Origin of the sequence: Rhizobium sp. 268, assembly GCF_036571585.1 — a bacterium.
In the GTDB taxonomy this organism is placed as follows: domain Bacteria; phylum Pseudomonadota; class Alphaproteobacteria; order Rhizobiales; family Rhizobiaceae; genus Rhizobium; species Rhizobium redzepovicii.
Window position 1 is genome coordinate 266,936 of record NZ_JAPPSO010000003.1, and the last position, 20,353, is coordinate 287,288.

General features: G+C 62.6%; 20 protein-coding genes. 12 read left to right on the forward strand and 8 right to left on the reverse strand.

Annotation, left to right across the window (positions count from 1 at the left end):
* Positions 1–230 precede the first annotated feature (230 nt).
* On the forward strand, positions 231–470 hold the full coding sequence (locus OS035_RS07890; protein WP_097628346.1) for a CrpP-related protein: 240 nt from the start codon (positions 231–233) through the stop codon (positions 468–470).
* Here the strand turns inward: OS035_RS07890 and pncB are convergent.
* The 7 genes from pncB to OS035_RS07925 all read right to left on the reverse strand — a co-directional run bounded on the left by pncB (position 452) and on the right by OS035_RS07925 (position 9,346).
* Positions 452–1,756, reverse strand: a complete 1,305-nt coding sequence (pncB, locus tag OS035_RS07895; protein ID WP_097628347.1) for a nicotinate phosphoribosyltransferase — start codon at positions 1,754–1,756, stop codon at positions 452–454. The two genes, OS035_RS07890 and pncB, sit on opposite strands and share 19 nt — an antisense overlap.
* Positions 1,757–1,942: 186 nt before the next feature.
* Complete coding sequence (locus OS035_RS07900) at positions 1,943–2,308, reverse strand: hypothetical protein (protein ID WP_179867160.1); 366 nt, start codon at positions 2,306–2,308, stop codon at positions 1,943–1,945.
* Between the two features lie 216 nt (positions 2,309–2,524).
* Positions 2,525–3,484: a 2-hydroxyacid dehydrogenase gene (locus OS035_RS07905; RefSeq protein WP_331813600.1), complete on the reverse strand. Its 960-nt coding sequence runs from the start codon at positions 3,482–3,484 to the stop codon at positions 2,525–2,527.
* Between the two features lie 8 nt (positions 3,485–3,492).
* Positions 3,493–5,130: an ABC transporter ATP-binding protein gene (locus OS035_RS07910; RefSeq protein WP_183856590.1), complete on the reverse strand. Its 1,638-nt coding sequence runs from the start codon at positions 5,128–5,130 to the stop codon at positions 3,493–3,495.
* Positions 5,127–6,275 (reverse strand): ABC transporter permease, encoded by a 1,149-nt coding sequence (locus tag OS035_RS07915; RefSeq protein WP_097628350.1) that lies wholly within the window; start codon positions 6,273–6,275, stop codon positions 5,127–5,129. Before OS035_RS07915 ends, OS035_RS07910 begins: the two co-directional genes overlap by 4 nt.
* On the reverse strand, positions 6,275–7,363 hold the full coding sequence (locus OS035_RS07920; protein WP_097628351.1) for a microcin C ABC transporter permease YejB: 1,089 nt from the start codon (positions 7,361–7,363) through the stop codon (positions 6,275–6,277). The genes OS035_RS07915 and OS035_RS07920 overlap by 1 nt, the downstream gene beginning before the upstream one ends.
* A gap of 150 nt (positions 7,364–7,513) precedes the next feature.
* Entirely contained in the window at positions 7,514–9,346 is a 1,833-nt protein-coding gene (locus OS035_RS07925; protein WP_097628352.1) for an extracellular solute-binding protein, read from the reverse strand.
* 247 nt (positions 9,347–9,593) lie between these two features.
* On the opposite strand from OS035_RS07925, the gene mepA reads away from it, so the two are divergent.
* The 6 genes from mepA (at position 9,594) to OS035_RS07955 (ending at position 15,605) form a co-directional block, all read left to right on the forward strand.
* Positions 9,594–10,670 (forward strand): penicillin-insensitive murein endopeptidase, encoded by a 1,077-nt coding sequence (gene mepA / locus OS035_RS07930; RefSeq protein WP_097628353.1) that lies wholly within the window; start codon positions 9,594–9,596, stop codon positions 10,668–10,670.
* 101 nt (positions 10,671–10,771) lie between these two features.
* Positions 10,772–11,152: a methylglyoxal synthase gene (locus tag OS035_RS07935; protein ID WP_097628354.1), complete on the forward strand. Its 381-nt coding sequence runs from the start codon at positions 10,772–10,774 to the stop codon at positions 11,150–11,152.
* 17 nt (positions 11,153–11,169) lie between these two features.
* Complete coding sequence (locus OS035_RS07940; protein ID WP_097628355.1) at positions 11,170–12,195, forward strand: glucokinase; 1,026 nt, start codon at positions 11,170–11,172, stop codon at positions 12,193–12,195.
* Between the two features lie 125 nt (positions 12,196–12,320).
* Entirely contained in the window at positions 12,321–14,108 is a 1,788-nt protein-coding gene (locus OS035_RS07945; RefSeq protein WP_097628356.1) for an ABC transporter ATP-binding protein, read from the forward strand.
* A gap of 15 nt (positions 14,109–14,123) precedes the next feature.
* On the forward strand, positions 14,124–14,948 hold the full coding sequence (dapB, locus tag OS035_RS07950) for a 4-hydroxy-tetrahydrodipicolinate reductase (protein ID WP_331813601.1): 825 nt from the start codon (positions 14,124–14,126) through the stop codon (positions 14,946–14,948).
* A gap of 21 nt (positions 14,949–14,969) precedes the next feature.
* On the forward strand, positions 14,970–15,605 hold the full coding sequence (locus OS035_RS07955; RefSeq protein ID WP_097628358.1) for a 2,3-bisphosphoglycerate-dependent phosphoglycerate mutase: 636 nt from the start codon (positions 14,970–14,972) through the stop codon (positions 15,603–15,605).
* Positions 15,606–15,645: 40 nt separating this feature from the next.
* On the opposite strand, the gene phnF is transcribed toward OS035_RS07955, so the two are convergent.
* The gene (gene phnF, locus OS035_RS07960; protein ID WP_097628359.1) at positions 15,646–16,383 is read right to left on the reverse strand and encodes a phosphonate metabolism transcriptional regulator PhnF; all 738 of its coding nucleotides are present in this window, start codon (positions 16,381–16,383) and stop codon (positions 15,646–15,648) included.
* A 113-nt stretch (positions 16,384–16,496) separates the two neighbouring features.
* Here phnF and phnG point away from each other — a divergent pair, with 113 nt between their 5' ends.
* Genes phnG through phnK form a run of 5 tightly spaced genes read left to right on the forward strand, consistent with a single transcriptional unit; the run spans position 16,497 to position 20,337 of the window.
* Complete coding sequence (gene phnG, locus OS035_RS07965) at positions 16,497–16,973, forward strand: phosphonate C-P lyase system protein PhnG (RefSeq protein ID WP_183781721.1); 477 nt, start codon at positions 16,497–16,499, stop codon at positions 16,971–16,973.
* Positions 16,973–17,581 (forward strand): phosphonate C-P lyase system protein PhnH, encoded by a 609-nt coding sequence (gene phnH / locus OS035_RS07970; RefSeq protein WP_331813602.1) that lies wholly within the window; start codon positions 16,973–16,975, stop codon positions 17,579–17,581. The genes phnG and phnH overlap by 1 nt, the downstream gene beginning before the upstream one ends.
* Before the next feature lie 4 nt (positions 17,582–17,585).
* Positions 17,586–18,692 (forward strand): carbon-phosphorus lyase complex subunit PhnI, encoded by a 1,107-nt coding sequence (locus OS035_RS07975; protein ID WP_183781728.1) that lies wholly within the window; start codon positions 17,586–17,588, stop codon positions 18,690–18,692.
* Positions 18,689–19,564: an alpha-D-ribose 1-methylphosphonate 5-phosphate C-P-lyase PhnJ gene (locus OS035_RS07980; RefSeq protein WP_097628363.1), complete on the forward strand. Its 876-nt coding sequence runs from the start codon at positions 18,689–18,691 to the stop codon at positions 19,562–19,564. Before OS035_RS07975 ends, OS035_RS07980 begins: the two co-directional genes overlap by 4 nt.
* Positions 19,561–20,337, forward strand: coding sequence for a phosphonate C-P lyase system protein PhnK (gene phnK, locus OS035_RS07985; RefSeq protein ID WP_097628364.1), 777 nt, complete (start codon positions 19,561–19,563; stop codon positions 20,335–20,337). Before OS035_RS07980 ends, phnK begins: the two co-directional genes overlap by 4 nt.
* Positions 20,338–20,353: the final 16 nt, after the last annotated feature.

Below are 20,353 nucleotides of genomic sequence, written 5' to 3' on the forward strand. Positions count from 1 at the left end.
CTCGGCTAGCCGGGAGGCTCGGTGGCGGACCCCAGCCAGGAAGCCGGGCCTCCCCGTCAGGCAATTTTTGCTGATCGTGATCGTATGCCCGGGCCGTTGCGGTCGCCGTTACCCCTGAACTAGCGATTTGGGGCTAATCCTGTGAAAAACTCCAATTATCGTATCCGGACTCGACAATGCTTTATTAGAATGATTGCATAAATCTATCGGATAGGACCAAGGGGGTGACGATGTTCGAGACTCTGCTTGAGATGCAGGAGCGTGGCGTACGGGACCGTGCGCGTGGCCGCAGCCTGGCCGACAATCCGATGTCGAAGCCGGATATCCTGCCGATCACCGATTTCCAGGAATGGTACTCGATGTTCGACGCCTGGCGCTTCGGCTGGTCGATCGAGGATGCGATGGCCGGGCATAGCAATGCGCCGCGGGATGGCGGCGCCGTGTCGCTTGCCTACACCAGAACGGTCTGATCGATCCGGTCCTCGGCGCCGAAGAATTTCAGGTAGCGCTCGACCTCTGCCGGGTCGCCTGTCGCCTTCTGCGGATTGTCGGAGAGTTTTACCGCCGGATGGCCGTCGGCGTCGCTGACCTTGCAGACGACCGAGATCGGATTGAGGCCTGAGATCTCGGTCGGCGCGCAGCCGGAAAAATCGTTCGTCAGGTTGGTGCCCCAGCCGAAGCTCATGCGCACGCGGCCTTCGAAATGCCGGTAGGTGTCGATGATGGCGTCGACATCGAGACCGTCGGAGAAAATCAGCAGCTTCTGACGCGGATCGCGGCCCATCTTCTTCCACCAGTCGATGATCTTTTCACCGCCCTCGATCGGCGGGGCGCTGTCGGGGCGGAAGCCCGTCCAGTCGGCGACCCATTCCGGCGCGTCGCGCAGGAAAGCGGCAGTGCCGAAAGCATCCGGCAGGACGATCAGAAGGTTGCCGCCATAGAGCTTGTTCCAGTCGCGCAGGATCTTGTAGGGCGCATTGCGCAACTGCTCGTCGGTTTGCGCGAGGGCAGCAGCCACCATCGGCAGTTCGTGCGCATTGGTGCCGACGGCCTCGAGATCGGAATCCATCGCCAGCAAGACATTGCTGGTGCCGGTAAAGGCCGGGCCGATGCCTTCCTTCAGCGCCTCGACACACCAGCGCTGCCAGAGGAAACTGTGACGGCGGCGGGTGCCGAAATCGGAGATGCGCAGGCCCGGCAATTCCTTCAGCCGCTCGACCTTCGACCACATCTTCGCCTTGGCGCGGGCATAGAGCACATCGAGGGTGAAGGGACCGAGCGCCCTCATCGCCGAGCGCGACCGCAGCTCGTTGACGATGGCGAGTGCGGGGATCTCCCACATGGTGGTTTCTTTCCAGGACCCGTGGAAATCCAGGACATATTGCCCGTCTTTCTTCGACAGCTCATATTCGGGGAGCTGGAAGTTGGAAAGCCAGGCAAGGAATTCCGGCTCGAAGATCTGCGCGCGGCCGTAGAAACTGTTACCCGCCAGCCAGATCATCTCCTTCTTGGAGAGTTTCAGCGTCCGGGCGTGATCGAGCTGTTCGCGCAATTCGCCTTCGTCGATCTCATCGGCGAGCCGCACACGCTTGGTGCGGTTGATGAGCGTGAAGGATGCGTTCACGTCCGGGTAAAGCTTCCAGATCATCTGCAGCATCAGGAGCTTATAGAAGTCGGTGTCGATCAGGCTGCGGATGATCGGATCGAGTTTCCAGGCGTGATTGTAGACGCGTCTTGCAATATCGGTCCTGGCCATAAAATTCCTGCCCCTGTCCACTCCGGTCAGGTGCTGCCAAACTCCCGGGTGTTGCCAAGTTCCGGGCCGGCGCACGAACCGGCTCGTGCGCCTTGTTATCGAAAAATCGACAGACAAAGTCCAGACAAAACAACAAGCATCCCGCCGCGCATGGCGGCGGGACGCAAAGCGTCGTCCACCGAATATTTATTGTGCCGGCGCCGCAGGTTGGGCCGGTGCTGCAGGCGCAACACCGGGGGCGGCCGGTGCCGTGTTCTGCGTCTCGGTCGGAACCGCAGTGCCGTTTTGCAGGGTTGGTGCAGGTGCCGTGGCAGGCTGCTGCGACTGCAACTGCTGGCCGGGCTGCTGCGGCGCCACCTCGTTTGCTTCGCGCTTGCCCCAAATCTCGACGGGGATCCAGACGACGAAAGCGAGCACCAGTGCGGCGAGCAGCACCAGCAGGATGCGATAGCCGGCGCGCCCCTGCCTTGCCTTCACCGGCGGGATCTGCTCTTCCCTATGAAGCTTGCCGTCGGACTTTTCCCAGCGTGTTTCCGTCTGATGCGCCATCATCGTCTCCTTCCGCTGTCTTGACAGGCCGATCCGGCCCACAGAACTTCCGCAGAGAAAACGGTCGGCTGTGTCGAAGGTTCCCGATGCCCAAAGCTCGTCGCGATCGTTCAGGTTCGCTCTAGCGCTTTAGACCATTGTTTTGTACGCATACCGTTGCGGCAAAAGCGCTTCACGCTTTGCCTGGGAAAACCGCTGCACACGTTTGCGCGACATGCTCTAATAGCCGACGCCGCGGTCGACCAGGAATTGCAGCGGCTCGCCGTGCTCGAAACGGGCGATCTGAGTCTCGACGTGACGGAACAGCGCGTTTTCTTCCGAAACCGCCGCGTCGTGCGGCGTGATGAAGACATTTTCCAGTTCCCATAACGGGTTGTCTGGGCCAAGTGGCTCCGCCTCGAAGACATCGAGGGAAGCGCCGCCAAGGGTGCCGTCGCGGATGGCGGAAACGATATCGGCTTCGACCTGGCTCTTGCCGCGGCCGGCATTGATGAAGACCGGCCTCCCGAGCGCGCCGTTGCGGCGGAGCTTTTTAAATAGCCCGCTATCATAAAAACCTGTCGTCTCAGGCGTCAGCGGCAGCAGGCCGACAAGGATATCGGTCCGCCCGAGGAACGCGTCCAGCGCGCCGGCATCGAAGGTTTCGACGCCGTCGATCTCCTTGCGGGTGCGCGACCAGCCGATGACGTCAAAACCCATCACCTTCAGCTTAGCGACCGCATCCTGGCCGAGCACGCCGAGGCCCATGACGCCGACCGTCACCTCGGCCGCCTCCGGCGCGATCAGCTTGGCCCATTCACGGCGCCGCTGATGGCTGTCATGCGCATATTGCCCGCGCAGATGCATCAGGCACTGCATGACCACCCATTCGCTCATGCGGGTCGTCAGGCTGCGATCGACAAAACGCACGATCGGGATTTCGGGCAGGCCGTCCATGCCGATGATATGGTCGACGCCTGCGCCGCCCGAGAAGATCACCTTGAGGTTCGGCGCCCGTGCGAAAAGGTTAGCATCCGGTTTCCAGAGCAGCGCATATTCTGCTTCGCTGAGATCACGCCCCCGATCGGCCGGATCGGCGAGATTGATGCTGCCGCGATCGGAAAAGGCCGTCTCCAGCGCGCGGGCAACGCCTTCGGGATTGAACTTGATATCGACGAGAACGGGAGGAGGTGTCGGCATGATGATCTTTACTGCTGAACGGCTGGTGTCGGCACCGCCTCGATGTTGAAGGCGGCCGCCATCAGCGCCTTGGTGTATTCGTCCTTCGGAGCGCGGAAGATTTGCGATGAGGGGCCCTGCTCCACCACCTTGCCGAAACGCATGACGATGACGTCGTTGGCCAGCGCCTTCACCACCTTCAGGTCGTGGCTGATGAACAGATAGGCGAGGTCATGCTTCTTCTGCAGATCGCGCAGGAGATCGACCACCTGGGCCTGAACGCTCATGTCGAGCGCGGAGGTCGGTTCGTCGAGCATGACGAAGCGCGGTTTCAGCACCATGGCGCGGGCAATGGCGACGCGCTGGCGCTGGCCGCCGGAGAATTCGTGCGGATAACGCCAGCGGGTCAGGGGATCGAGACCGACTTCCTCCAGCGCCCAGCAAACGCGCTGGTCGCGCTCTTCCGCTGTCAACGAGCGCTCATGCACCTTCAGCCCTTCGGCGACGATATCGCCGACCGACATGCGTGGGCTGAGCGACCCGTAGGGATCCTGGAAGACTACCTGCAGCTGGTTGCGCAGCGGCCGCATCTCGCTGAACGAATAGCCGGCTATATCCTTGCCGACAAAGGCGATCCGCCCTTGCGAGGAAATCAGCCGGGTGAGCGCCAGGCCGAGCGTGGTCTTGCCGGAACCGGACTCGCCGACGACACCGAGCGTCTGCCCGGCACGCAGCGAAAGATCGATGCCGTCGACCGCCTTCACGTGATCGACGACGCGGCGCATCAGCCCTGCCTTGATCGGGAACCAGACGCGAATGTCGGACCCTTCCATCACCATCGGCTTTGCGGGGTCGGCAAGCGGCGGCTCGCCGCGCGGTTCGGAGGCAAGCAGATGGCGGGTATAGTCGTGCTTCGGATTGGCGAAGACCTCCTCGACCGTTCCGGTTTCGACGATCCTTCCCTTGGTCATGACGCAGACGCGATCGGCGAATTTGCGCACGATGCCGAGATCATGGGTGATGAACAGCATCGACATGCCGTGCGTGGCCTTCAACTGCCGGAGCAATTCGAGGATCTGCGCCTGCACGGTGACGTCAAGCGCCGTGGTCGGCTCGTCGGCGATCAGCAATTCCGGCCGGTTGGCGAGCGCCATGGCGATCATGACGCGCTGGCGCTGGCCGCCTGACAATTCGTGCGGATAGGCCTTCAACCGCTTTTCCGGCTCGCGAATGCCGACCTGGTTCAACAATTCCAGGATGCGCTGACGCGCCGGCTGGCCGGACAGACCCTGGTGCAGTGCCAGGATTTCGGCAATCTGCTTCTCGATCGTATGAAGCGGATTGAGCGAGGTCATCGGCTCCTGGAAGATCATGGTGATGTCGTTGCCGCGCACCTCGCGCAAGGCCCTCTCCGACGCCTTCAAGAGATCCTTGCCCTTGAACAGGATCTCGCCGGAGGGATGGCTGGCCGAAGGATAAGGCAAAAGCCGCAGGATCGAGTTGGCCGAGACCGACTTGCCGGAGCCGGATTCGCCGACTAGCGCCACGACTTCACCCTTGGCGATATCGAAGGAGATGTGATCGACGGCAAGCGAGGTCTGGCCGCCCTGATGAAAGGCAACCGAGAGATCGCGGACGGAAAGGAGCGGTTCTGTCATGTCACTCATTGAAACGTCTTCCTCGGATCGAAGGCATCGCGCACGGCTTCGCCGATGAAGATCAGCAGGGACAGCATGATCGACATGGCGAAGAAGGCCGTCAGCCCGAGCCACGGCGCCTGCAGGTTGCTCTTGCCCTGGGCGATCATCTCGCCGAGCGAAGGGGAGCCAGGCGGCATGCCGAAGCCGAGGAAATCCAGCGAGGTCAGCGTCGTGATCGATCCGGAGAGGATAAAGGGCAGGAAGGTCAGCGTCGCCACCATGGCGTTCGGCAGCATGTGGCGCCACATGATGGTGCGGTTGTTGACACCGAGCGCGCGGGCGGCGCGGACATATTCGAAATTGCGGGCGCGCAGGAATTCGGCGCGCACGATGCCGACGAAGCCGACCCAGGAAAAGAGCAGCATGATGCCGAGCAGCACGAAGAAGCCGGGCGGCAGAATGGCGGCGATGATTAGCAGGATGTAAAGCACCGGCATCGACGACCAGATCTCGATGAAGCGCTGCAGCAGGAGATCCGTCCAGCCGCCGAAATAGCCCTGCACGGCGCCTGCCGTCACGCCGATGATCGCTGAGCAGATGGTCAGCGCCAGGCCGAAGAGCACGGATATGCGGAAACCGTAGATGACGCGCGCGAGCACGTCGCGCGCCTGGTCGTCGGTGCCGAGCCAGTTGAGATTGCCGAGCGTGCAGGCAGGATCGTTCGCCCCTTCAGGATAACCGGAGCACCGCTCCTCCTTGCTCATCAGCCAGAAGGGGGCGGTCGGCGCCGAATGCGGAATGTTCGAGTTGACCGAGCGGTAGGAATAGCGGATCGGCGGCCAGACCATCCAGCCATTGGCATTGATCTCGTCTGCGATCACCGAAGATCGGTAGTCGGTCTCGGCAAGAAAGCCACCGAACTTCTCCTCTGGATAGTCGATCAGAACCGGGAACAGGATCTCGCCCTTGTAGGAGGCGACGATCGGCCGGTCGTTGGCGAGGAATTCGGCAAACAGGCTTAGGATGAACAGCAGCAGGAACAGCCACAGTGCCCAATAACCGCGGCCGTTCGCCCGGAAATTCTGCCAGCGGCGAATGTTGGTCGGTGACAGCAGGCCCTTGCGCGGCGGCTTGACGGGTGTTGCGACAGCAGGATTTGCGGCGGCGTCCATCAGACATCCCTCCGCTCGAAATCGATGCGCGGATCGATCCAGGTGTAGATCAGGTCGGAAATCAGGCTGACGACAAGGCCGAGCAGCGAGAAGATGTAGAGCGTGGCGAAGACGATCGGATAGTCCCGGTTGACCACCGAGAGATAGCCGAGGCGGCCGAGGCCATCCAGCGAGAAGATATTTTCGATGAGCAGCGAGCCGGTGAAGAATGCGGAAATGAAGGCGCCGGGGAAACCGGCGATGATGATCAGCATGGCATTGCGGAACACATGGCCATAAAGCACCTGCCGCTCATTCAGACCCTTGGCGCGGGCGGTGACCACATATTGTTTCTTGATCTCCTCGATGAACGAGTTCTTCGTCAAGAGCGTCGTCGTGGCGAAGGCGGCGAGCGACAGCGAGATCAGCGGCAAAGTGAGGTGCCAGAAATAATCGAGCGGCTTCTGCCACCAGGCGAGCTGGTCGAAATTGTCGGAGACCAGGCCACGCAGCGGGAACCAGTCGTAGAACGAGCCGCCGGCGAAAAGCACGATCAGGAGAATACCGAAGAGGAAGCTCGGCACGGCGTAACCGACGACGATGACGCCCGACGTCCAGACATCGAAGGTCGATCCATCCTTGATCGCCTTGCGGATGCCAAGCGGGATGGAGATGGCATAGGAGAAGATCAGGATCCAGATGCCGAGCGAGATCGACACCGGCAGCTTCTCCTTGATGAGATTGAGCACGGAGGTATTGCGGAAGAAGCTCTCGCCGAAGTCGAAGCGGATGTAATTCCACATCATCTCGCCGAAACGCGTCAGCGGCGGCTTGTCGAAGCCAAACTGCTTTTCGAGCTTGGCGATCAGCTCCGGATCGAGCCCCTGGGCGCCGCGATATTTGGAGCCTTCGTCGCTGCCGCCGCCCCCGAGAAGATCGCCGCCGCCGGACAGGCGTTGATCGGCACTATCGGCCTGACCGGTCAATTGGGCGATCACCTGCTCGACCGGCCCGCCGGGGGCGAACTGAATGACAATGAAGGAAATCGCCATGATGCCGACAATGGTCGGGATCATCAAAAGCAGGCGGCGAATGACATAAGCGCCCATCAGCTTTCAGCCTCCGGAAATTTCATTCTTGTCTGCCCGCCGTCCAGTCCAATGCCGCTCAATCCGCCAGCCTTCCCTTGCCGGCGCTGCCGGCGTGTCGTGATTCGTTCGTGCCATTTGGAGCCCACGGCCCCTGCATTGCAAGCCCGCTCATTTTGCCGAGGCGGACCACCAGGCTTCCGGGAAACCCAGTCCATAGGTCGGGAAGTCGGTGGGGTGCGTAATCGTGTTCCAATAGGCGAGGTTATAGGTATCGCGATAGAACAGCGGGATGACGTAGTGGTTTGCCAGCAATACGCGATCCATTGCCTTGATCGCTGCGACCTGTTCCGCACGATTGGGTGCGAAGATGATCATGCGGATGAGCTCGTCGACCGCCGGATTGGCGATGCCTGCATAATTGTGGGAGCCCTGCTGGTCGACCGAACCCGACCCCCAATAATCTGCTTGCTCGTTGCCCGGGTTCATCGTCTCCGCCCAGACATTCCAGATCATGTCGTAATCGAAGCTGCGCTCGCGGTTGACGGCTTGCGAGGCGTCGACCGTGCGCACCCGCGCATCGATGCCGATTTTCTTGAGATTGTTGGCATAGGGCACCGCCCAGCGCTCCAATACGGGGCTCGACAACAGGATCTCGAAACTCATCGGCTGGCCGGTCTTGCTATTGACCATGCGATTGTTCTTGATCTCCCATCCGGCTTCTTTCAGCAATGCAATCGCCTTGCGGAGGTTGTCGCGGCTTTTCTGCGGATCGCCCCCAACCGGATTGGTGTAGGGCGTCGTGAAGACCTCAGGCGGAACTTTGTCCTTCATGGCCTGCAGTATTTCCAGTTCACGCCCCTGCGGCAGGCCGGAGGAGGCGAGTTCGGTGTTCCAGAAGTAGCTGTCGATGCGCTTGTAGCTGTTGAAGGCAACGGTCCGGTTCAGCTCCTCGAAATCGAGGCCGTAATTCAGCGCCTCACGGACCCGTTCATCCTTGAAGAGGTCACGCCGCATATTGGGCACGAGCGCTTGCAGGATGCCGGTGGAGCGCAGCGGATTTGCAACCTCTTCTTTCTTGACGCGTCCGTCCTTCACCGCCGGAAAATCATAACCCGTCGCCCAGCGGGACGCCGTTGTCTCCTGCCAATAGTCACTATTGCCGGCGCGAAAGGCTTCGAACTCGACATCCCGGTCGCCGAAATAGGTGTAAATGACGTTGCGGAAATTGTTCTGGCCGACATTCACATTGAGATCCTTGCCCCAATAATCGTCGCGCAGTTCATAACGGATCGTCGCGCCGGACGAAAAGGATGCGATCTTATAAGGCCCCGATCCCATCACAGGCTCGAGCGTCGTCTTTGAGATGTCGCGCGGCTTGCCGTCCGGCCCCTGCCCCTCCCACCAATGTTTCGGCACGATCACCAACTGGCCGAGAATATTCGGGAGCTCGCGATTGTTCTTTTCGTCGAAGGTGAAAGTGACGTCGCGGTCGCCCGTCTTTTCGGCCTTCACCACGTGGCGATAATAGTTCGCGGTGGCAGCGTTTAACTCCTTCGTCTTATCCAGACTGAAGATCACGTCGTCGGGCGTTATCGGCTGGCCATCCGCCCATTTCGCTTCCTTGCGGAGGCGAAAGGTCGCGCTTGAGACGTCATCCGGATAGGACAGGCCCTCAGCAAGCAGACCATAGGAAACAAGGAGCTCGTCATCGGTCGGCTTCATCAACGTGTCGTAGACGAGCGAGAGCCCTGCCGCTATCTGGCCTTTAGCAAGGATAGGATTGAAGGTGTCGAAGGCGCCGCTGGCAGAAAGGCGCAGGTCTCCGCCTTTTGGGGCATTGGGATTGACGTAGTCGAAATGCGCAAAGCCCGGCTTGTACTTCATCTCACTGATGACGGAACTGCCGATCCGAAACGGCTGGTCCTGACCCGTTGCCGTCATGGGCGCCAAGACGCCCGTCAGCGATACAAACAAACCGATCTTCGACCACAAAGCCGCCATTCACGCTTTCCCCTCATTATTGGTGGGTTCGACAATACGAAAAATACAGGCGAAAAACAGGTGAGAGTTTGGTTTTTGCCGGACTCGCGAAAATTTGAGCCGTTGGTGTCACCCCCCTCGCAACTTGCGGTGCAACGCTGCGGCGATCCGTCACCGCCGCCGCCTATCCCCGCCAGCCAAAACATCGATTCACCAAAATCACTTTTCACGATAGATTCGAACGCAAATCACTTCTCAAGGAAACAGCATGGCTTTCGGCTTCGCTCAGGCTTTCAAGACATTCGGCAAACTGACGCTTGCCGGGGCAATCGGCGCGAGCCTTGCGGCCGGCGATGTCGGGGCCGAACAGAAGACGCCGAGCCCCGGCAGCGCCAAGGGCCAGTTCGGCGCCGTCGGCCTGCCGACTCAGGGACCGGCGCAGCCGATCGGGTTTTACGCCAAGGGCTGCATGACCGGTGCGGTGGCGCTGCCGGCCGACGGGCCGACCTGGGAGGCGATGCGGCTTTCGCGCAATCGACGCTGGGGCAACCCGGCGATGATTTCGCTGCTCGAACGTCTTTCACAGGATGGGGTCAAATATGCCGGCTGGCCGGGCCTTCTCGTCGGCGACATCGCGCAGCCGCGCGGCGGGCCGATGTTCAACGGTCATGCCTCGCACCAGATTGGCCTCGATGCCGACGTCTGGTTTACGCCGATGCCGGCGCGCCGCATGACGGCAAAGGAACGCGAGGACCTGCCCTTCACCACCATGCTGCAAAAGGACAAGTTCCTGACCGTCGACCCTAATGTGTGGACGCAATCGCGGGCGCGGCTGCTGATGCTGGCGGCAAGCTATCCCGAGGTCGAGCGCATCTTCGTCAACCCGGCGATCAAGAAGAAAATGTGCGACACCTGGACGGGCGACCGCACCAATCTCGGCAAGCTTCGGCCGGAATACGGTCATGACTCGCATTTCCACATCCGCATCAAATGCCCGGCCGGCGCTGCCGGATGCACGCCGCAGGCGCCTGTTGCCGCCGGCGACGGCTGCGACAAGTCGCTCGCCTGGTGGTTCACGCCCGCCCCCTGGGCCGCGCCAAAACCGCCAAAGCCCGGCGCCAAGCCGCCGAAACCGCCGCGTGAAATGATGGTTTCCGACCTGCCGAAAGCCTGTGCCGCCGTGCTCGATGCCGCGTCCGTTGCCTCGATGCAGGCCGCCACCTATGGCGGGCCCTCCGCCGCAAGCGCGCTGACTGCTGCTCCGGTAGCAGAGCCGGCCGCCGATCCCGATGAGGCACTGCCGGATGTCGGCCCGGTTCCGAACGACAAGCCAGCGATCCAATGAGAACGGCCGAGGCGGACGGAAAGGGCGCTGTCTTTCAAATCGCAAACTCTTGGTATAGAAGCGGTCAAATCGATTGAATTGCTTGGGCGGAGATAGGATTCATGGCCGGCGGCAAATGCCTTGCATTGATTGCGCATGACCAGAAGAAAGACGACATGGCGGCGTTCGCCCGCGCCCACAGCGACATTCTTTCCCGCTGGAAGATCGTCGCCACCGGCACGACCGGCGGGCGCGTGCTCGTCGCAGCTCCGGATCTCGATGTCACAAGATTGAAAAGCGGACCACTCGGCGGCGACCAGCAGATCGGCGCGCTGATTTCGACCGGCGAGGTCAGGGCCTTGATCTTCTTCGTCGACCCCTTGACGCCAATGCCGCACGATGTCGACGTCAAGGCGCTGATGCGGCTCGCCATCGTTTACGATATTCCGATGGCGCTCAATCACGCGACCGCTATAAAACTTCTTCCCACACTCGAAGCCTGATCAGCACGGAACCGGCCATGCCAAAACCGAACCACAGCACCGCTCCGCTGCCTTTCCCGATCCTGATCGGCGATATCGGCGGCACGAATGCCCGCTTCTCCATCCTGACCGATGCCTATGCCGAGCCGAAACAGTTTCCGAACGTGCGCACGGCGGATTTCGCCACGATCGACGCGGCGATCCAGCAGGGGGTGCTCGACAAGACCGCCGTGCAGCCGCGCTCGGCGATCCTTGCCGTCGCCGGCCCGATCAACGATGACGAGATCCCGCTGACCAATTGCGCCTGGGTGGTGCGGCCAAAGACGATGATCGAGGGCCTCGGTATGGAGGACGTGCTGGTCGTCAACGATTTCGAGGCGCAGGCGCTCGCAGTCGCCGCCCTTTCGGATGAGAACCGCGAACGCATCGGCGACGCCACTGGCGACATGATCGCGTCGCGCGTCGTGCTCGGACCCGGCACCGGGCTCGGCGTCGGCGGGCTGGTGCATGCCCAGCACAGCTGGATCCCGGTTCCCGGTGAAGGCGGCCATGTCGATCTCGGACCGCGCAGCAAGCGCGACTATCAAATCTTCCCGCACATCGAGACGATCGAAGGGCGCGTGTCGGCCGAGCAGATCCTTTGCGGGCGGGGCCTCGTCAACCTCTATCATGCCATCTGCGTGGTCGACGGCATCCAGCCGACCATGAAGGATCCCGCCGACATCACTTCGCACGCGCTTGCCGGCAGCGACAAGGCAGCGGTCGAGACCGTCTCGCTGTTTGCCACCTATCTCGGCCGGGTGGCGGGCGACATGGCGATGGTGTTCATGGCGCGCGGCGGCGTTTATCTATCCGGGGGCATCTCGCAGAAGATCCTGCCGGCGCTGAGGAGGCCGGAATTCCGCTTGGCCTTCGAGGACAAGGCGCCGCATACGGCGCTGCTTCGCACCATCCCGACCTATGTGGTGACGCATCCGCTGGCAGCGCTTGCCGGGCTTTCCTCCTACGCCCGCATGCCGGCGAATTTCGGCGTCTCGACGGAAGGCCGCCGCTGGCGGCGCTGAGCCCGGCGCGCGCGCCATCCGGGCGGGCGGCGCTCTAGCCAAACCAATCCCAACTCTTTATAGAGCCGGCAAAAGTACGCGTCGCACCCTGCGCCGCGTTTGGCGCGAGACAGGAAACCCGATATTTGGAAGCGGCGGAAAGCAGAACGCAGAGCGTCAGCAGCGATACCGTAACCGGCATCCTCAAGCGCATCATCGCTGAAAACGGCCGCGACCATCTCTGGGGCTATGTCTTTGCGATTGCCTGCCTGATCGTCGTGGCGCTTTCGACGGCGTTTACCGCCTGGATCATGCGGGCGATCATCGATGAGGCCTTCGCCAACCGGCGCGCCGATGTCGTCTGGATCATCTGTCTTTCGATCTTCATCGCCTTCGTGCTGCGCGGCTTTGCGAGCTACGGCCAGGCGGTGGCGCTGTCCAAGGTCGGCAACGACATCGTCGCGCGTTACCAGCGCCGACTCTATTCGCATCTGATGACGCTGTCAGTCGGCTTCTTCAGCGAGGCGCGCTCAGCCCATATCGCCGCGCAGGTGAGCCAAAACGTCAGCGGCATCCGCGACGTGCTCAACCTGACGATCACCTCGACGGTGCGCGACCTTTTGACCTTCGTGTCGCTGCTGGCGGTGATGATCCTCCAGGATCCGTTGCTCAGCCTTGCGGTGTTCATCATGGCTCCGCCGCTGCTTTATGCGCTGCGCTACGTTTCCAAGCGGCTGCGCTCGGCGACCCGCGAGGCGGTGCATTTGAACAGCCACGTTCTCGGCGCCATGCAGGAGACGATCCAGGGCATCGCCATCGTGAAAGCCTTCACGATGGAAGACGAGCTGGAACGCAAGGTCACCAAGCTCATCAAGGGTGCCGAAAACAGGGCGAACCGGATTGCCCGGCTTTCCGAACGCACCTCTCCGCTGACCGAGAGTTTCGCGGGTTTTGCCGTCGCCAGCGTGCTGGCCTATGCCGCCTACCGCTCGATCTACTACAATGTGCCGCCGGGCGCCTTCTTCTCCTTCGTCACGGCGCTGCTGCTTGCCTATGATCCGGCCCGCCGGCTTGCCCGACTGCAGGTGCAGATGGAGCGGGCCGTCGTCAATGCGCGAATGATCTACGAATTGCTCGACATGGAGCCGCGCCAACGCGACCTGCCGGATGCCCAGCCGCTGACGGTGACGCAAGCCCGGATCGAATTCCGCAATGTTTCCTTTGGCTACGGCAGTGAGAGCGTGCTGAGCGGTGTGAGCTTCATCGCCGAGGGCGGCGCGACCACGGCGCTGGTCGGTCCTTCAGGCGCCGGCAAATCCACGGTCATCAACCTCATTCCGCGCTTTTACGATCCGCGCGAGGGCGAGATCCTGATCGACGGGCAGGACATCGCCCACATCACCAAGAAATCACTGCGCCATCAGCTCGCTTATGTCTCGCAGCAGCCTTACCTGTTCGAGGGCACGATCCGCGACAATATCCGCTACGGCCGACCGGAAGCGACCGATGCCGACGTGGAAGACGCGGCTCGGCTTGCATATGCGCATGACTTCATCGCAGCGCAGCCGCAGGGTTACGACACGCCGGTCGGCGAAAATGGCGTGACGCTTTCGGGCGGCCAGCGTCAGCGGCTGTCAATTGCGCGCGCGCTGGTGCGCAATGCGCCGATCCTGCTGCTCGACGAGGCGACCTCGGCGCTCGATACCGAATCCGAAGCGGCCGTGCAAAAGGCGCTCGACGAGGCAATGACCGGGCGCACCGTCGTCGTCATCGCTCACCGGCTTTCGACTGTGGTTCGCGCCGACAAGATCGTCGTCATGCAGCAGGGCCGCGTCGTCGAAGAAGGCAATCACGAGACGCTTGCGAAGGTCAGCGACGGTCTTTACGCTCGCCTCAACAATCTGCAGAGGCCTTCGGCCTCCGATTCAAACTGACCTGGTGAAACTGACATGAGCGATGCTGCGATGAAACTGGTGGTGGTTGGCGCAGCCGGGCGCATGGGGCAGACACTGATCCGGCTCATCCATTCCATCGAGGGCGCCACACTGCATGCGGCGGTCGAGCGCAGCGGTTCACCCTTTATCGGCAAGGATGCCGGCGAGATTGCCGGTCTCGGCCCGAGCGGCATCATCATCGGCGACGATCCGCTCCAGGCCTTCCTCGACGCCGAAGGTGTGCTCGACTTCACCTCGCCCGCCGCGACAGTAGAATTCTCGGGGCTGGCCGCGCAGGCCCGCATCGTCCATGTCGTCGGCACGACCGGCTGCTCGGACGACGACAATGCCAGGATCACTGCTGCGGCCCGCCATGCCCGCATCGTCAAGTCAGGCAATATGAGCCTCGGCGTCAATCTGCTCAGCGTGCTCGCCGAGCAGGCTGCGCGGGCGCTCGAACCCGATGACTGGGACATCGAAATCCTGGAAATGCACCATAAGCACAAGGTGGATGCGCCTTCCGGCACCGCCCTTCTGCTCGGCGAGGCCGCGGCCAAGGGGCGCAATATCGATCTCGCCTCGAAATCGGTCCGCGTACGCGACGGCCATACGGGCGCTCGGCAAGCCGGCACGATCGGTTTTGCGACGCTGCGCGGCGGCTCCGTCATCGGCGAGCATTCGGTGCTTTTCGCCGGCGAAGGCGAGATCGTCACCCTGTCGCACAGCGCTGCCGACCGATCGATTTTTGCGCGCGGCGCCATCAAGGCCGCACTCTGGGCGCGCGACAAGAAGCCGGGTCTCTATTCCATGCTCGACGTGCTCGGGCTTTCTTCCCAATAACGACATATCGGAGGCATATTCATGAGCGGAACCCTCGTCCTCGTTCGCCACGGCCAGAGTGACTGGAACCTGAAGAATCTCTTCACCGGCTGGAAGGATCCCGATCTGACGGCGCTCGGCATCGAGGAAGCCAATGCCGGCGGCGCCGCACTCGCAGAATACGGGATCAAGTTCGACGTCGCCTATACCTCGGTGCTGGTGCGCGCCCAGCACACGCTGAAGCTCATCCTCGACAAGGTCGGCCAGCCGGATCTCCCTACGATCCGCGACCAGGCGCTGAACGAGCGCGACTATGGCGACCTCTCCGGCCTCAACAAGGACGATGCCCGCGCCAAATGGGGCGAGGAACAGGTGCACATCTGGCGCCGTTCCTACGACGTGCCGCCGCCCGGCGGCGAAAGCCTGCGCGACACCGGCGCCCGCGTCTGGCCCTATTACCTTACCGAGATCCTACCGCGCGTGCTTCGGGGCGAGAAAGTGCTGGTCGCCGCCCACGGCAATTCGCTGCGTTCGCTGGTCATGGTGCTCGACAAGCTGACCAAGGAAGGCGTGCTTGCCCTCAATCTCGCAACCGGCGTTCCCATGGTCTACAAGCTGAAGGCGGATTCGACCGTGGCGTCAAAGGAAGTGCTCGGCGACATGTCCGGCGCGCACTGAATGCAATTTGCCTTCCCTGTTCCGACAGGGAAGGCTGCCCTCAGTTCTCAATCGTGAACTGCACTCGGTCGGCCGCAAAGCGGCTGATCGAATATTGCACCGGCAGACCGTCAAGATCGGTGTTCATCGCCTTAGCGATCAGCAGGATCGCGCCGGGCGTCAGCTCCAGATCGGCCAGATCGGCCGTGTTCGCATGGGAGGCCGTCACTTCGGTCGTCGCACGGACATAATCCGACAGGCCAAGATCGGCGAAGGCCTTGGTGATCGATTCGCGCTTGCGATAGGCCTCGCCGATCCCGGCGAAGCGTGCGGCGGGAAACCAGCTCGTCGCTTTTGAAACCGGCCGCTTGTCCGCCTGACGCAATGTTTCCAGACGGATCACCTGCTCCCCCTGCTTCAGACCCAGCCAGCGGGCGACCTCGGCGCTTGCTTCCTCCTGCACCTCATCGAGCAGTAGGCTGCGCATCTCGCGCGCCTGATCGCCGATGCCTGACGTGAAGCGGGTGCGCCGGGTGATCGGAAAATTCAGCCGCTCCTTGCGCTCGATCAGCGTGCCGCGACCTTGTACGGCGCGCACGATCCCCTCCTGCGCCAAGGCCGCCAGGGCGCTGCGCACCGTGTGGCGGTTGACGCCGAATTGCAGTGCCAGGACCGTTTCCGGCGGCACCATTCCCGTTTCGTCATAGGTACCGTTGCCGATCGTCTCGCGAATCCGGTCAGCGATCTGACGCCAGAGCGCCACGCCGGTCTGCCTTTGCACTTGCTTCAATCCCGCCATTCGTTCCCGCCATTTCCCGCGCCCGATGTCACACGCTTGTCACGACATCGATTTAGGACTAAGTATAGCTTGTATGGTTGTCTATATCAATAGACATTTAAAGGGAAGCGGCGATGATATCGGCGGACAGGACAGACGCTGCGTCACAGACGGCATCCGGGCGCAAACGCGCCGCCGATCTGCTGGCGCGCGCGGAACGCAGCGAACTCTCGGCAGTCTGGGATGCGTTGCCGCAAAAGCCTGCGGCGCATCCGGTGCGCGGGCCGGAGACCGGGCTTGTGATGGTCCGCGGCCGCATCGGCGGCGGCGGCGCTCCCTTCAATCTCGGCGAAGTGACGGTGACCCGGGCCACGGTCCGGCTCGACTCCGGCTCGGTCGGTCATGCCCAGGCGCTCGGCACCGATCGCGAGAAGGCCCGGCTGGCAGCGATCTTCGATGCGATGTGGCAGGACGAGGCGACGCAGGATTTCGTCGAACAGGCATTGCTTCTGCCGATCACTGAGCGGCTCGCCACGGCCGAACGCCGCAAGGCGGAGGAGACGGCGGCCACCCGCGTCGACTTCTTCACCATGGTCAGGGGAGACAACTGATGGGCCTGAAGATAGAAGCCTTGACCGGCGGCTTTGCCGACCCGGTCTTCCACGCCCAAAGTGTCTTCAAGATGCTGATGGACGGCATGGCCCGCCCCGGCATGATCCAGACCGTCCAGCCCGAGGCCGCGCCGCCGGCCCCCCTTGGCAGTGCCGCTGGCGCGATCGCGCTCACACTTTGCGACCACGACACACCAGTCTGGCTTTCCCAGGGGCTTGCGAAATCGGCCGTGCCGGACTGGCTCGGTTTCCACACCGGCGCGCCGCTGACCACGGAGAAGGCCGAGGCACGCTTCGCCTTCACGGAAGCCGGTACCACGCTTTGCCCCTTCAGCCTCTTCGCCTCAGGCACGCAGGAATATCCCGACCGTTCGACGACGCTCGTGATCGAACTTTCCGCACTCGAGGGTGGGCGCAGGCTGGCGCTGATGGGTCCCGGGATTCAGAGTGTGACGGAAATCGCGCCTGTCGGCCTGCCGGAGACTTTCCTGCGGCTCTGGACCGAAAACCGCGGGCTCTTCCCGCGCGGCATCGACATCGTGCTGACATCGGGCAATCGCTTACTCTGCCTGCCGCGCACCACCAAGATCACAGCAATGGAGATCTGAGCTCATGTATGTTGCCGTCAAAGGTGGCGAGGCCGCCATCGCCAATGCCCACCGCCTGCTGGCAGACCGCCGTCGCGGCGACCGTTCGCTGCCGGCGATCGGCATCGACCAGATCGTGGCGCAGCTGGCGCTCGCCGTCGACCGGGTGATGGCCGAGGCCTCGCTTTTCGACCGCACGCTAGCCGCACTCGCCGTTCGCCAGTCGCGCGGCGATATGATCGAGGCGATCTTCCTGCTGCGCGCCTATCGCACGACGCTGCCGCGCTTCGGCTATTCCAGGCCGCTCGACACGGCTGATATGACGATCGAACGGCGGATCTCGGCGACCTACAAGGATCTGCCGGGCGGCCAGCTTCTCGGGCCCACTTTCGATTATACCCACCGCCTGCTCGATCCCTCGCTGCTTGAGGACGAAACGGTCGAGGCGCCTGCCCAGCGCGCCGCCGAAACCGGCCGCGTCATGCGGGTCTCCGAGATCCTCGGCGAGGAAGGCCTGATCGAGGCCGACGGCAACATGCCCGAAGATCACGAGATCGGCGACCTGACCCGCGAGCCGATGGAATTCCCGATGACCCGCGACCTGCGCCTGCAGGCACTGGCCCGCGGCGACGAAGGCTTCCTGCTGGCGCTCGGTTATTCCACCCAGCGCGGCTATGGCCGCAATCACCCCTTCACCGGGGAAATTCGCATCGGCGAGGTCGAGGTGGAATTCGACGTGCCGGAACTCGGCTTCGCCGTCTCGCTCGGCGTGATCCAGGTCACCGAATGCCAGATGGTCAACCAGTTCAAGGGCTCCGCCAAGGCGCCGCCGCAGTTTACCCGCGGCTACGGCCTGGTCTTCGGCCAGAGCGAGCGCAAGGCGATGGCGATGTCGCTGGTCGATCGCGCGCTTCGCGCCGAAGAGCTCGGCGAGGATATCACCGCGCCGGCGCAGGACGAGGAATTCGTCATCTCCCATTCCGACAACGTCCAGGCGACCGGCTTCGTCGAGCACCTGAAGCTCCCGCATTATGTGGACTTCCAGGCCGAACTCGATCTCGTCCGCCGCATGCGCCGCGAATTCGAAGCCGCCCGCAGCAGCGGCGAAGACATGAAGGAAGCCGCCGAATGAGCGATCTGGCCAGCTACAACTTCGCCTATCTCGACGAACAGACCAAGCGGATGATCCGCCGCGCCATCCTGAAGGCGATCGCCATTCCGGGCTATCAGGTTCCTTTCGCCTCGCGTGAAATGCCCATGCCCTATGGCTGGGGCACCGGCGGCGTGCAGGTGACGGCCTCGATCATCGGGCCCGACGACGTGCTGAAGGTCATCGACCAGGGCGCCGACGACACGACCAATGCCGTTTCCATCCGCGCCTTCTTCCAGAAGGTCGCCAATGTCGCGGTGACGACGCATACCAAGGATGCGACGATCATCCAGACGCGCCACCGCATTCCCGAAGAAAAGCTCGGGGTCGGGCAGGTGCTCGTCTACCAGGTGCCGATCCCCGAGCCGCTCCGCTTCCTCGAGCCGCGTGAGACCGAGACGCGCAAGATGCACGCGCTCGAAGAATACGGTCTCATGCATGTGAAGCTCTACGAGGATATCGCCCATAACGGCCGCATCTCGCGGACTTACGCCTATCCGGTGAAGGTCCACGGCCGCTATGTCATGGACCCGTCGCCGACGCCGAAATTCGACAATCCGAAGATGCACATGTCGGAGGCGCTGCAGCTCTTCGGCGCCGGCCGCGAGAAGCGCATCTATGCGGTTCCGCCCTATACCGACGTCGTCAGCCTGGATTTCGAGGACTATCCCTTCGATATCCAGCGTTTCGATAAACCCTGCGCCCTCTGCGGTGCCGAGGATGTCTATCTCGACGAAGTGGTTCTCGACGACAAGGGCGGGCGGATGTTCGTCTGCTCCGACACCGATCATTGCGAAGACCGCCGCGCGCACGGACATGCCGGCGAGATGCTGGCCCGGGAGGCTGCAGAATGAGCGATATCCCGCTTCTCAAAGTCCATGACGTTTCGAAATTCTACGGCAGCCGCATCGGCTGCCGCGATGTCTCCTTCGATCTCTGGCCGGGCGAAGTGCTGGCCATCGTCGGCGAGTCCGGCTCCGGCAAGACGACGCTGCTGAATTGCCTCTCCACCCGGCTGCTGCCGACCACCGGCAGCGTCGAATATCACATGCGCGACGGCAGCTACCGCGATCTCTACCGCATGAACGAAGCCGAGCGGCGTTTCCTGATGCGCACCGACTGGGGCTTCGTGCACCAGAATCCGGCTGACGGCCTGCGCATGGCGGTGTCGGCGGGCGCCAACGTCGGCGAACGGCTGATGGCGATCGGCGACCGGCACTACGGCAAGATCCGCGCCTCGGCGATCGACTGGCTGGAACGTGTCGAGATCGATGCCGACCGCATCGACGACCAGCCGCGCGCCTTTTCCGGCGGCATGCGCCAGCGCCTGCAGATCGCCCGCAATCTCGTCACCGGCCCGCGCCTCGTCTTCATGGACGAACCCACCGGCGGCCTCGACGTCTCGGTGCAAGCGCGCCTGCTCGATCTGGTGCGCGGCCTCGTTAACGATCTCGGGCTCTCGGCGATCGTCGTCACCCACGATCTCGCCGTCGCCCGCCTGCTCTCGCACCGGATGATGGTGATGAAGGACGGCTACGTCATCGAACACGGGCTCACCGACCGGGTGCTCGACGATCCGCGCGAACCCTACACGCAGCTGCTGGTCTCCTCGATCCTGCAGGTCTGAGCGCCACTGCAGGTCA